The sequence below is a fragment of the Alteromonas sp. DY56-G5 genome (assembly GCF_041414725.1).
GTDB lineage: Bacteria > Pseudomonadota > Gammaproteobacteria > Enterobacterales > Alteromonadaceae > Alteromonas > Alteromonas macleodii.
Genome location: NZ_JANHZQ010000031.1, coordinates 1 through 13605, shown reverse-complemented (window position 1 = coordinate 13605; position 13605 = coordinate 1). Strand labels below are relative to the sequence as shown.

General features: G+C 45.3%; 12 protein-coding genes. 10 read left to right on the top strand and 2 right to left on the bottom strand.

From position 1 onward, the window contains the following. Nucleotides 1-40: 40 nt before the first annotated feature. From hutU to NO989_RS14840, 3 genes are all read left to right on the top strand, one after another. A complete protein-coding gene (gene hutU, locus NO989_RS14850) occupies nucleotides 41-1780 on the top strand; it encodes a urocanate hydratase (RefSeq protein WP_156085993.1) in 1740 nt (579 codons plus the stop codon). Between the two features lie 2 nt (nucleotides 1781-1782). Next, on the top strand, nucleotides 1783-3366 hold the full coding sequence (hutH, locus tag NO989_RS14845) for a histidine ammonia-lyase (RefSeq protein ID WP_156077963.1): 1584 nt from the start codon (nucleotides 1783-1785) through the stop codon (nucleotides 3364-3366). 68 nt (nucleotides 3367-3434) lie between these two features. Continuing rightward, entirely contained in the window at nucleotides 3435-3977 is a 543-nt protein-coding gene (locus tag NO989_RS14840) for a CreA family protein (protein ID WP_371342804.1), read from the top strand. A 111-nt stretch (nucleotides 3978-4088) separates the two neighbouring features. On the opposite strand, the gene NO989_RS14835 is transcribed toward NO989_RS14840, so the two are convergent. Then, a complete protein-coding gene (locus NO989_RS14835; protein ID WP_156085994.1) occupies nucleotides 4089-4853 on the bottom strand; it encodes a MipA/OmpV family protein in 765 nt (254 codons plus the stop codon). A gap of 253 nt (nucleotides 4854-5106) precedes the next feature. On the opposite strand from NO989_RS14835, the gene NO989_RS14830 reads away from it, so the two are divergent. From NO989_RS14830 to NO989_RS14820, 3 genes are read left to right on the top strand one after another with little or no spacing between them, the layout of a single operon-like run. Then, nucleotides 5107-5982: a BadF/BadG/BcrA/BcrD ATPase family protein gene (locus NO989_RS14830; RefSeq protein WP_156085995.1), complete on the top strand. Its 876-nt coding sequence runs from the start codon at nucleotides 5107-5109 to the stop codon at nucleotides 5980-5982. Further along, nucleotides 5979-7121 (top strand): N-acetylglucosamine-6-phosphate deacetylase, encoded by a 1143-nt coding sequence (nagA, locus tag NO989_RS14825; RefSeq protein ID WP_371342803.1) that lies wholly within the window; start codon nucleotides 5979-5981, stop codon nucleotides 7119-7121. The genes NO989_RS14830 and nagA overlap by 4 nt, the downstream gene beginning before the upstream one ends. A 47-nt stretch (nucleotides 7122-7168) precedes the next feature. Continuing rightward, nucleotides 7169-8074: a hypothetical protein gene (locus NO989_RS14820; protein WP_014951403.1), complete on the top strand. Its 906-nt coding sequence runs from the start codon at nucleotides 7169-7171 to the stop codon at nucleotides 8072-8074. Between the two features lie 96 nt (nucleotides 8075-8170). Here NO989_RS14820 and NO989_RS14815 read toward each other — a convergent pair whose 3' ends face one another. Continuing rightward, a complete protein-coding gene (locus NO989_RS14815) occupies nucleotides 8171-9763 on the bottom strand; it encodes an ABC-F family ATPase (RefSeq protein ID WP_039230708.1) in 1593 nt (530 codons plus the stop codon). 653 nt (nucleotides 9764-10416) lie between these two features. Between NO989_RS14815 and NO989_RS14810 the strand changes: the two genes are divergently transcribed. From NO989_RS14810 to NO989_RS14795, 4 genes are all read left to right on the top strand, one after another. Continuing rightward, complete coding sequence (locus tag NO989_RS14810) at nucleotides 10417-10797, top strand: PA2779 family protein (RefSeq protein WP_014978476.1); 381 nt, start codon at nucleotides 10417-10419, stop codon at nucleotides 10795-10797. Nucleotides 10798-10801: 4 nt separating this feature from the next. Further along, nucleotides 10802-11731: a PA2778 family cysteine peptidase gene (locus NO989_RS14805; protein ID WP_171337921.1), complete on the top strand. Its 930-nt coding sequence runs from the start codon at nucleotides 10802-10804 to the stop codon at nucleotides 11729-11731. Between the two features lie 79 nt (nucleotides 11732-11810). Further along, nucleotides 11811-12221: a hypothetical protein gene (locus tag NO989_RS14800; RefSeq protein ID WP_014978478.1), complete on the top strand. Its 411-nt coding sequence runs from the start codon at nucleotides 11811-11813 to the stop codon at nucleotides 12219-12221. 154 nt (nucleotides 12222-12375) lie between these two features. Continuing rightward, complete coding sequence (locus NO989_RS14795; protein WP_171337922.1) at nucleotides 12376-13479, top strand: mechanosensitive ion channel domain-containing protein; 1104 nt, start codon at nucleotides 12376-12378, stop codon at nucleotides 13477-13479. Nucleotides 13480-13605: the final 126 nt, after the last annotated feature.

Genomic DNA, 13605 nt, shown 5'->3' with positions numbered 1-13605 from the left:
AACAAATCAGCAAACGTAAGAATATGCCTAGGAGAAGTTTATGAAACGCCTCGACCCTACAAGAGAAATACGTGCCCCAAGAGGCAGTACGCTAAATGCGAAGAGCTGGCAAACTGAAGCGCCGCTTCGCATGTTAATGAATAACCTGGATCCAGACGTTGCGGAGCATCCGCAAAATCTGGTGGTTTACGGCGGTATTGGGCGTGCGGCCCGTGACTGGGCGTCTTACGACAAAATTGTAGAAGTACTCAAGCGTTTAAATACTGATGAGACGTTGCTGGTTCAATCAGGCAAACCTGTTGGGGTATTTCCCACTCACGAAAATGCACCTCGTGTGTTAATTGCTAACTCTAACCTTGTACCGCATTGGGCAAACTGGGAGCACTTTAACGCTCTGGATAAAGAAGGTTTGATGATGTACGGGCAAATGACCGCAGGGTCATGGATATACATAGGCTCGCAAGGCATTGTCCAGGGTACTTATGAAACGTTTGTTAGTGTGGCCAAAACGCATTTTGAAGGAAGCGCTGAAGGACGCTGGATTTTGACTGGTGGCTTGGGCGGTATGGGCGGAGCACAGCCTTTAGCTGCAACCATGGCTGGCTTTTCAATGGTAGCTGTGGAGGTAGATGAAACTCGCATAGATTTCAGAATTCGCACGGGCTATTTGGACAAAAAAGCGCAATCGTTAGAAGAAGCCATGCAACTACTTGAGGAAGCCAAAAAAGCTGGGAAGCCTGTATCAATTGGCCTATTAGGCAATGCTGCTGAAGTCTTTCCCGATATGCTAGCGAAAGGGATTATTCCCGACGTTGTGACCGACCAAACCAGTGCGCACGATCCGTTGAATGGCTATCTACCAGTGGGGTGGACGCTAGATCAAGCAGAGGCGCAGCGTAAAAAAGACGAAGCGGGTGTTGTGAAAAGTGCTAAACAGTCGATGGCGCTGCAAGTTAAAGCAATGCTTGGTTTCCAACAAGCTGGCGCTGCTACTCTTGATTATGGCAACAACATTAGACAAATGGCGCTAGAAGAGGGTATTGAGCATGCGTTCGATTTCCCAGGTTTCGTTCCTGCCTATATACGACCGCTTTTTTGTCAGGGCATAGGGCCTTTCAGATGGGCTGCGCTGTCAGGCGATCTGGAAGATATCTATAAAACGGACGCTAAAGTTAAAGAGCTTATACCCGACAACCCCCATCTACATAACTGGCTAGATATGGCCAAAGAACGCATTCAATTCCAAGGCCTGCCCGCGCGTATTTGCTGGGTGGGGCTGGGTGAAAGACAAAAGCTGGGGCTTGCCTTTAATGAAATGGTTCGCAGTGGCGAGCTAAGCGCGCCAGTTGTGATTGGGCGGGATCATCTCGACTCTGGTTCGGTAGCTTCACCCAATAGAGAAACCGAGGCCATGCTCGATGGTTCAGATGCCGTTTCGGACTGGCCGCTGCTGAACGCCCTATTAAATACAGCGGGTGGTGCAACCTGGGTAAGCCTTCATCATGGTGGCGGTGTAGGAATGGGTTTTAGCCAACACTCGGGTGTAGTGATTGTTTGTGACGGTTCGGACGAAGCGGCTGAGCGTATTGCTCGGGTTCTTCATAACGACCCTGCCACGGGCGTAATGCGTCATGCAGATGCAGGCTACGACATTGCAAAAGACTGTGCTGCCAAGCATAACTTGGATCTTCCCATGGTCAATAACGCGGCTAATAATCAAAGCCCTGATGGAACAAGCACACATTCAAGCTCGAACAAAAGCTCTGGGGGGGAGAAATAGTCATGTCGCATTCGTCTTTTATTACTGAAAACGGTGGTGTTAAGCAACTTAATCTTGTGCCAGGTACATTGACGTTAGATCAGTTACGGGAAGTACATCGAAGCCACGTTCATTTATCTTTAGATGAAAGCGCAGTACCCGCTATAAACGCCGCCGAGCAAGTAGTGCTTAACGTTATTAAAGAGAACCGTACTGTCTATGGCATCAATACCGGTTTTGGTTTGTTGGCTAATACCCGTATTAATGTTGATGAGTTAGAGCTATTACAGCGCAGTATTGTGTTATCGCACGCCGCCGGTACGGGCGACTTTATGCAAGAAGATACTGTGCGCCTGCTCATGCTGTTAAAAATTAACTCCTTGGCCCGTGGCTACTCTGGCATTCGCCTCAGCGTAATAGAAGCGCTCATTACCTTGTTTAATGCACAGGTTTATCCCGCCATTCCTGAAAAAGGCTCGGTAGGCGCCAGCGGCGACTTAGCGCCTTTAGCACACATGAGTGTAGTGCTGTTAGGGGAAGGGGAAGCTTTTTATAAAGGAGAGAGAATTAGTGCAGCCCAAGCCCTTGAAATTGCGGGTATGCAGCCAATTGCGCTGGCACCCAAAGAAGGCTTAGCACTGTTAAACGGCACGCAAGCCTCGACAGCGTTTGCACTTCAGGGGTTGTTTTATACTGAAAATGCGCTTCATAGTGCTATAGGTATTGGTGCGCTTACTGTTGAGGCCGCGTTAGGTTCTCGCGTGCCGTTCGACGCGCGGATCCACGAAGTGCGTGGCCACAAAAGCCAGAGCGATGTGGCGACTGCGTTTAGAACATTGCTAGACACCTCAGAGATTGGTCATTCACATCAACGGTGTGAAAAAGTACAAGACCCATACTCTCTGCGTTGCCAGCCACAGGTGATGGGAGCGTGTTTACAGCAAATGCGCTATGCCCAAGAGATTTTGGTGGTGGAAGCTAATGGGGTAAGCGACAACCCGTTGGTTTTTGTTGAAAATAATGATGACGCTGATACGCCAACTGGCGATATTCTATCTGGCGGAAACTTTCATGCGGAAACCGTGGCAATGGCGGCAGATATGCTGGCTATTGCACTATCTGAAATTGGCGCACTGTCGGAGCGCAGAATGTCGTTAATGATTGATACGCATTTAAGTGGTTTGCCACCGTTTCTAGTTGAAAATGGTGGGGTAAACTCGGGCTTCATGATTGCGCAGGTTACCTGTGCGGCGCTTGCTAGTGAAAACAAAACCCTGGCGCACCCCGCATCTATCGATTCGTTGCCTACGTCTGCGAACCAAGAAGACCACGTGTCTATGGCGACCTTCGCCGCGAGGCGTTTACGAGATATTTTCGATAACGTGGCAGGTATATTGGCCATTGAGTGGTTAGCGGCCTGCCAAGGGTTAGATTTCAGGAAGCCGTTTAAAACCAGCGAAAAGCTCCAAGTGTTGATGCAGCTACTAAGAGACCAAGTGCCGTTTTACGACAAAGACCGCTATTTTGCGCCAGACATTGAAAAGGCAAAGCAACTTATTAAGCAGCACGACCTTATGGATAAGACACAGTTAAACCTGTTAGGCTAAAATGATCACAGGCTCGGTATTTCGAGTAAACAAATAAAGATCATAAATAGAGTAGAGGTGGGAATGATATGAAAACAAATGGACGTTGGTTAAGTTCATACGAGGCTCGTACTTCTATGAAAGGCACTTTCAAGAGCGGCACTTTTGTGAAAAGCACAGTGCTGGGGTTACTCGCCGCGTCGGTGTTTACGTTGGCAGGCTGTAGCGACAGCGAAGTGGGCGATGTGTCCCTTGGTCTTTTCACCACAAAAGACATTAAAATTGATGCGCTTCAAGACCCCATAGTGACAGGTGTAACCTGCCATATTTCAAGTATTGAAGCGAACCTTGATTTGTCGGATCCATCAGACAGTTCAATCGCGTGCAGACAAACCGGCCCTATTACGGCTGAGATGCTAAACGCCATTGATAAGTCAGATTCAGGTGAAGTAATTTTTAAAAAATCTAAGAGCGTGTTTTTCAAAAACATGAAGCTTCGAAGAATTTACGATGCCGACTCAAAAACGCTGATTTACTTGTCTTACAGCACCAAAGAGACATCTGGCAGCTATAAACATAGTTTGTCTACGGTACCACTGTGGGAAACGCTAGCGTTTAAAAAGCCCGCGTAGCGAAACGCATCAACTCAATATTAAAAACCCTCTTACATGAGGGCTTTTTTGATGCTAGCACCTTGTCTTTAAGCCATCTACGCGGTTGTAGAGTAGGCTATTAGCAATAGTCTAGAAAAAGCGTGTATAAACCAGCATGGCGTTAAGCGCGGTATCATCGTCTGTCAGCGGGCTATCGCTGATGCTATCGTCAAAGAAGGTGGCGCCAACTTCTAAACGGGTCATGCCGCCCAGAAACTGTCGGGTTGAGATGGCAACGCGTACTTCCGTATTGAGCGCGCTATCGCCGTTATATGCACTTCGAAATGCTGTGGCTTCTTCAGGGCGCACGCCGTAGTAATAGTCGACGTAATTGCTGTCTTGGTAGTTTACGCCTATAGACGGCTCGATCATGACGTTATTTATTCTAAACCTTTTCCCGATACGGGCGGACGCTTGGTAGCCATCAAACTTACCAAGAATATCGGCATTGGTTGACAATGAATAAACCCAGCTACCCGGGTTGTAGTTAAGCCCAACTCCGGCCGCGTAGCTAAAATCTCTGTCGTCCATACCTGTAAATACGGCACTGTCATCTTCTTCATAACCTGCAAATATCGGGACAAGCTGAGCGTCAAGAGTAAAGCCACTTTCGCGAAAAAGTTCATAGCCAATAAATGGTCCGTAAACGCGTAACTTTTCACCGGTGTAGCCGATAATAGGAATAGGAACAACGCGATTATCAAAGTCGGTATATACATCTTGCGATGCTGCGACGCCAAAACCCCACATCCAACCCTGAGGCTGTTGAGCGCCAGCTTGTTGTGCAAAAGCAGGAGTAGAACTAACACCTACACAAGCCAGAGTTATTGCGCCAATAACGGTTTTTAAATTCATAGGTAAATTTCCTTTTTAATCAAGATACTGCTCTGCTGTGTTCTTCGATCATATTCGCTTGTGCCTATTGAGCTAAGCTGTACATTTTTGCAGCGGCTTCTGAGTGGGCAATTAACTATGCGGATTGGTATAAGGGCCTTCGGGTAACGTGAAAGGCTGCGTTACTGGCAAGAAAGCAAGTTATTCTGTGAAATCGGTGTGGTAAAGTGCATACAACAAGTTGTATTGAATAGTTTAGAGAAGCAGGTAACCCGTGAGTTACAAATATGTAGTGGGTATTGACGGTGGTGGCACCCGGTGCCGTGCATTGTTGCAAGATATTGATGGCAATACATTAGGTGAAGGGGCGGCAGGCCCTGCAAATATAATGACCAACCCCGAACAAGCAATGGGATCGGTAATAGACGCAACGTTAGACGCAATAGACAGTGCTTCGTTGCCGATTACATGCGAAGAAGTGTTGCTAGCTGCTGGATTGGCAGGGGCGAATATTCCTCAAGCAAAGCATTCTTTTTTGGCGTTAGACAACCCATTTGCCGATACCGTGGTAATAAGTGATTTACACGCCGCTTGTTTGGGCGCGCACGACAATCAGTCTGGAGCCCTTATTATTTGCGGTACAGGTTCAGCGGCAACCCGTTACGACAAGGGGGTATTTACTGACAAAGGTGGTTACGGTCTGCAAGTTGGCGATGATGCAAGTGGTGCGTGGTTGGGCTTATCAGCTATAAAGCATGTACTGCTTTCTTATGACGGCGTAGAGCCCGTTAGTGAATTAAAGAAGCGAATTTGTGAGCACCTTAATTTAGCGTCACCTCTGCAATTAGTGACCTTGGTGGCAAATTACAACGCTGCAGATTTTGGTGATATTGCCCCAGTGGTTATACAGGCTTATCGAGACCAGTGTGCCGCCGCGACCTCTCTTATTCGAAAGGGAGCAAATTACCTCAATCAGTTGGGTGAAGCATTGATTAATCAGGCTTCTACATTGCCGCTATGTTTAGTTGGTGGCCTTGCTGATGTTTACACGCCTTTACTTTCGCCTTCTATCTCTTCTAATTTAACAGCGCCGCTAAAAAGTGCTGAATATGGCGCTATCAGCTTTGCCAAAAGAGTAAAAAGCGAATGAAAGAATCGATTACTGTCGAGCAGGTTTTAACGCCAAAAGGTTGGCTTGAAAACCAAACCATTACTGCTGATAGCGGCAAGATAGTCAGTATTAGCGATGCGACCTCAGCAGAGCTCAGTAGTATTTACAACGGAAAGCTCATTCCCGGTTATTTCGACACGCAAGTGAACGGCGGTGGTGGTGTGCTTTTTAACCATAGCCCTTCTGCCGCTATAGTAGAAACCATGGCGCTGGCTCATCTTCGTTTCGGCACAACGTCAATGTTGCCAACTATCATTACCGATAATGCTTCAACAATGGCTCAGGCGGCGGATGCCATTGCGGAAGTAATGGCGGGCGGCCCAGAGTGCATTAAAGCGTTAATAAAAGGGATTCACTTTGAGGGGCCCTTTTTGAGCAAAGCAAAAAAGGGCGTGCACGAAGCACAATTTATAAGAATGCCTTCTGACGCAGAGCTTGCAACCTTATGTCGTAAAGATATTGGTAAAGTCTTACTTACTGTCGCACCAGAAACGGTGAGTACTAGCTTCATAAAAGAAATGGTTACTGAAGGAGTTGTGGTTGCAATTGGGCACACCAATGCCAGCTATGAGCAAGTCCAGGCGGCTATCGACGCGGGAGCTACAGGCTTTACGCATTTGTACAACGCTATGTCTGCATTAACCTCCCGGGAGCCAGGAGCCGTTGGTGCAGCGTTGCTTAATGACACCGTATATTGTGGTTTTATTATCGATCATCACCACTTACATCGCAAAAGTGCTGAGTTGGCATTAAATGTGAAAACTGCCAACCGCGCCGTGTTGGTTACCGATGCCATGGCGCATGTGGGCAGTGATATTGAGCGTCTTCACTTTTTTAATACCGAGATTGTTAGGCATGGCGATAAACTGACTACGCCAGATGGCAAAACACTGGCTGGCTCGTGCTTAGATATGCATAGTGCAGTTTTGAATGCGCACAATGATTGCGGTGTAACGTTAGAAGGTGCGAGCAAAATGGCGAGTGCCACGCCGGCTCAATTTATGGGGCTAGAGAGTGACATAGGCAGCATTACCGAAGGTCAGCGCGCAGACTTTTTACTGCTTAATTCCGCCAATGCACTGACCCACGTTTTCAGTAATATGAGAATGGTCTTTTAGGTAGAAATTTAGTATTAACTTAAATGGCTTTGAAATAAGGAAGTGTTATGAAGTTTGTGACAAAGTTTACTGTTCTGTTAGCCGTATTAATGTTGGCTGCAGGGTGTGTTACGCAACGAGGTATGGATTCTGGCGAAAGCGTTCCTTCTCAACCTAATAGCGAGGAAGCCACGCCAACTGAAAGCACAGAGCAAGAAGATGTGGTGCAAGATGGCGACAGCGTAAATGATGGAACCACGAAAGGCGAATCGACTAAAGAGCCAGATAGCAAGCCAGTAGCGCCACCAAAACAAAAAGTTGGGGTATGGGTTAGCGCTAAAAAGTTTCCCACTCACACGCATATCGGTACCACTAAATTTAACAATTTTACGAAAGAATATAGCTACGACTGGCAATTGAACAACACGCTGTATAGCACATTCAAAAAAGCCATTGAGCAAAACAGTCGTTTCACTGCGGTGGATATCTCTTCTATGGTTGACGATGCAGGCGCCCTAGATTTTGTGATGGGTGAAGGAAATAACGGGGCATTCAATGACAAACAAAACACATTAAGAAAATCGTTGTTAGACAAAGGCATTGCCACTGTGATTATCGTTGAAGAAGCGCCGACGGTGGCTATTACCGAGTGCGGTACTTATGGATGTTCAGAGCATCAAAGCAAAGGGTTCGGACTGTTTACGCGTAGTTTTTTGGGTACCGATCACTATATTGCTTCGGCAAGCTTTAACGTTAGTATTGAGCGTTTAGACAAGCCAGTTGATATCTTAACGCTGCCAGTGTTTACCGAATTTCAAGATGATGCGCTAAAAAATGAGCGTGTTGAAGATTTCACACCGCCAGATAACTTTGATGAAATAACGGAACAAGAGTTAGCGCCAATTAAAAATACGATTGTTAACTACTTCGACCGCTTAGCGACAGCGGTTGGCAAGTATTTATCTGGTCAGTAAGCTTTTAATATACTGAAACAAAAAACGGGCACTTAAATAAGTGCCCGTTTTGTTATGTGGCTCACTTCATCTATTGATGAAGGCATCGATATATAACTACGCGTTTTCTTTATGCGCCAAAAACTCTTCGTAGTTTCCATCGAAGTGATTCAGTTTCTTGTCTTTAATTTCGATGATTTGCGTTGCCAGTGACGAAACGAATTCACGGTCGTGACTAACAAAAATAACAGTGCCATCAAACTTGTATAGCGCATTGTTCAAGGCTTCAATCGACTCCATGTCCATGTGGTTAGTGGGTTCATCCATTACTAAAACGTTGATGTCTTGAAGCATTAGCTTTCCGAACAGCAAACGGTTTTTCTCACCACCAGAACATACCTGCACGCGTTTGTTGAAGTCGTCAGACGTAAATAGCAAACGTCCTAACATACCTTTTATTTGCAGGTCATCGTGTTTGGGGCTACGCCATTGGCTCATCCACTCAAACATAGTGATATCTTCGGCAAAGTATTTAGCGTTATCCTGCGGAATGTAACCAATCGCAGCGTTTTCAGCCCACTTATAGCTTCCTGCGGTAGGTTCAATGTCATTAACCAAACACTTCAAAAGCGTGGTTTTGCCGGCCCCATTCTCACCAATAATCGCCAAGCGCTGACCAGCTTCTAATAGCAAGTTCGCGTTATCGAATAACGGAAGATCTGGGTAGCTATGGCCTAAGTCTTCAAGTGTGATGGCAAGGCGGTGAAGTTTCTTATGTTGGTTAAACACAATATAAGGCTTACGACGGCTAGACGCTTTTACCTCAGCTAATTCAATTTTCTCAAGACGGCGGGCACGCGAGGTGGCTTGTTTCGCTTTCGATGCGTTGGCAGAGAATCGCGCTACGAAGCTCTGTAGCTCTTCAATTTCCGCTGACTTCTTAGCATTCTCTGCATGAAGCTGTTCTTGAACGAGCATGGCAGCTTGAATGTAGTCGTCGTAGTTACCCGGATAAACGCGCAGCTCACCATAGTCGATATCGGCCATGTGCGTGCATACAGAGTTTAGGAAGTGTCTGTCGTGCGAAATAATAAGCATGGTCGATTTACGTTTGTTCAGCTCTTCAGCTAGCCAACTGATGGTGTAGATATCCAAGTTGTTGGTTGGTTCGTCTAGAAGCAGAATGTCTGGCTCGGCAAATAACGCCTGCGCCAAAAGCACACGTACTTTTTTACCAGGTGCTACTTCCTTCATTAGACCAAAATGATAGCTTTCGTCGATGCCAGCAGAGTTTAAGATATCGCCAGCGCGCGCTTCGGCGGTGTAACCATCCATCTCGGCGAATTGGGTTTCCAAGTCCGCCACGCGCATGCCATCTTCTTCGCTCATTTCAGCCTTGCTGTAAATGGCGTCGCGCTCTTGCTTAACTTCCCATAGTTCACGGTCACCCATGATAACGGTATCGACTACGCTAAACTCTTCAAACGCAAACTGGTCCTGACTCAAGATACCTAGCTTTGTGCCTGGCGCCATAGAAACGTTGCCCGACGATGGAGTAAGTTTACCGCTTAGAATTTTCATAAAGGTAGACTTGCCACAACCGTTTGCGCCAATTAGGCCGTATCGGTTGCCGTTGCCGAATTTTGCGGAAATATTTTCAAATAATGGCTTAGAGCCAAACTGCATTGTGATATTTGCGGTGGTAATCAAAACAGGTATCCAGGGGTAAAACGATGAGAAGAGATAGTAGTGAAAGCGATTGTCACTTCACTAATATATAAAAGCGCGCGCACTATAAGGAATTGAGGGCTACATGTCGAGGGAATTTTGAACAGTTTTTGCGCTGATACGCATTTCACCCAAACGCTAAAGAAAGTATTAACCCCGATACGGTCTTTTATAGCGTGTTTTTGTCAAAAATTGCACCTCAAACTTAACTCCGTATGGTATGAGGCGTGAAATAGGCGTTTCGAAACACCCGCTCATTCCACAGAGTGCCCCTTATGGTTTGTTGCTCTTTTTATATTAGTGGCAAGCAAATAATTCCAGCATAAAGAAAATATTACATAAAAGTCAGCGCGCGGTGATGCATCAATGCAGAATTAACGAACAAAGCTTTGAACAGCATTTTTCGTACAAAGGTCACTTAAATCGTTATTTTAAAGAGAAAAAATGAAACCTTGTCTATTATGAAAAAAAGCATTTTTAGTTGGTCTTAATCTTGCTGTGTATCTACTGAAAATAAACCGCAGAGCGCAAATGCGTCTGCTGAATCAGTGCGAAGTTTTATTTCACTCTAGTTTATCGTGAGTTAGGTAACGCAAAAGAAGAATAAAACTGGGCATTTTAAAGAGGGAAACATCATGAAATTGTTGAAAAAAATTGCGATTGGTTGCTTTTCGGCAACGGTTTTAATGTCAGGCAGCGTGCATGCAGAAGCAATTAGCTCAGATTCCGTAATGCAAACTCAAGCCGCTCACTACAATAAGCAGCAGCTAATTGACATGGTTAATCGTGCAGATGTGCAGAGTAAATTGGTTAGCTTAGGTGTAGATAGCAACCAAGCTATCGCCAGAATCAACGGCATGACCGACAGCGAAATTGCCCAATTAAATGATGAAATTAATCAAGCGCCAGCGGGTGGTGTTGTGGGCGCAGTGCTTACCGTACTTGCTATTATCGCAATTTTGGACCTGATTGGTGTAACTGACGTTTACCCATTTATTCGTCCAGTGAACAGCTAATTGGATGATCAATTCAGTTAAAAAGGCCTGCGCGTTAGCAGGTCTTTCGCTTCTATTTTTGCTTTCAGGCTGCCAGTCCACACCTCAAGCTGACAAGCTGCGGCAAGAGGGACTTGCCTCTTTACCTGAATCTCACACTATTCAATCTGTTCCGTTTTTTCCCCAAGAACAGTTTTATTGCGGGCCTACCACACTATCTGAAGTGTTTGGTTACTATGGTGAAAGCACCTCTCCAAATGACATTGCGCCTAAGTTATTCATTCCCAGTAAAGAAGGGAGTTTACAACTAGAAATGGTGAGCGCTACCCGACAATTTGGTTTTTTGCCATATTCTGACCGAGGGACTTTATCGTCAATTGTGTCGTTAGTTAAAGACGATATCCCAGTGATTGTTTTTCAAAATTTGTCCATCCAGTTGTTACCCCAATGGCACTACGCTGTTGTTATTGGGTTCGATAGTGATAAGGGAACGGTTACTTTACATACCGGCCTTACGCCTAATCACGAAATGTCGCTTGAGCTTTTTGAAAGAACGTGGGGAAGAGGAAATTACTGGTATTTGGCACCAGTTCCTCCTAATGTAACCTCGCCTGAGATGACACCGTTTACTTATGTAAGTGCGGCTTACGACATGCTTAAAGTGGGAGATAAAGCGCGTTCATTGGCGTTTTTGGAAACCGCGTCGCATACATGGCCAACTTACTGGTTAAGTTATTTCCTGATTGCCAATTATTACTTAGAGCAAAACGACATCCAAGCCGTGGCTTGGTTTAAGAAAGGCTATGAAGTGGGGCAGAACCAACATGTTTATGTTCACAACTACGTATTAGCTTTGCGCGAAAACAACATGCCCGAGAAGGCAAATACAATTCTAAAACAGGGGCTTGAACGCTTTCCCGATAACGAAGCGCTGTCAACATTGGCTGAAAAATAAACCTAAACTTTAAGAGTATTCGCATTTACGAAAACTTATCGTCTACTATTAACCTAGGAAGTAATTGTGAAAGTAGGCTATGCCAAAAATACTGAGCTCATCAACAATTTCGCACGAGAACGGAGTAGTCACCACTCGACTCTATGGCGCGTTTAATGAAAAAAGTGCGGAAGACTACAGCGATCGTCTTTTTAAACTAGTCATAGGACTGAATCAACGACCCTTTTCCCTTCTGGCAGATATTAGCCAAGTTGAAGGAGCAACTCCTGAGGCCTTCGACATACTCAAGCGTATTATAAAACGGCTCCCTGATATGGGATTAATCGCGAAAGCTTATGTTTATAAAGGACCTGTTATACGCGGAATAATGTTTCAGAGGATCCCCGAGCTCAAAAGTATGGATTATCTTTTTTTCACAGATATTGACGAAGCTTCTTCGTGGTTGTCTCGCGAATATGAACGCAAACTATCTCTGCTCTCTGATTCCTAATTAGCCTGTAATAAGTTAATAGCACAGTTAACTCTAGTGGGCAATTACCTATGTGGATTGGTATAACTGGTGCACCTTTTGCCTCTTCTTTCACGTACTAAGGTGTAGCTAAAATAAAAAGTGCCTACTCATATATGCAGGAGCCCCGTCAGCCGTGGACAGCACTCAACTTCTTGAAAACCAGCAGGCAATAGCAATAGCCGGATTAGTAGGCGTTGTTATTGTGCTCTTCATTGTTAAACGACTTATTTTGGTGCGTTTGAAAGCTAAAGCGCGCTCAGAAAACAGCAGTATGTCTGATATCTATCGCGTGCTTGTATTGTCGTTAAATGCTCCACTTAATTTGCTTATCTGGGTGATTTTCCTGCTGTTGGTTAAAAGTATTGTTTCAGTATTTCAGATAGAAGATGAAGGGGCGATTAAAGCGCTAACCATTGTTATCGAAGCTGGCCTCATCATTACTTTGTTTCTCTTCTTCGAGCGTTTTGTCACTTACTCGTTAAGTCGTTATCGCGACCAGTCAACCATAGTTAAAAATACCAGCGCAATTGCCGGTGGAGCAGTTAGAGCGCTTTTCGCTGTATTAGCAATTTTGATTATATTAAGCACCATGGGGGTGTCGGTAACACCCATTGTTGCATCGTTAGGCATTACTTCGCTCGCAGTAGCACTAGCGCTACAGCCAACGCTTGAAAACTTCTTCTCGGGTATTCAGTTGGTAATGGATAAGCCCATTCGTATAGGCGACTTCATAGAGCTGGATTCCGGAGAACAAGGTTTTGTAGAGAAAATAGGATGGCGCTCCACGTGGGTTAGAATGCTACCTAACAACATCGTGATCATGCCTAACAGTAAGTTGTCTAATTCAAAGTTGATTAACTACTACTACCCTGAACGCGAACTGTCGGTGCCTGTTGAAGTTGGCGTGCATTATAGCTCTGATTTAGAGCATGTTGAAAACGTATGTTTAGAGGTTGCCAATACTATTCTAGAGCAGCACGAGTTTGGTGTTGAAACTTATCAACCTTTTGTTCTGTTTCACACTTTCGACAATTCTAGTATCAACTTAACAGTGATGCTGAGAACCCGTGAATACTTTAACCGCTTCTTCATAAAGAGCGCCTTTATAAAAATGCTTAAAAAGCGTTTTGATGAAGAAGGGATTGTCATTCCATTTCCAATTACTGCGCTTAACCTAGAGCAGGAAGGTGCAGCTAGCCTGCCGGCAGCGCACGAACACATTAAGCCAAGAGACTAAATAGACTGGTTTGCGTAGCTCAATAAAAAAGCCACGTTGTGTAACGTGGCAGATTGATGATAAACCCCTCTTTTTTCGGAGGGGTTTATTTTTTCTAGCAGCCGAAGGCTGCGATCGCGATATTTT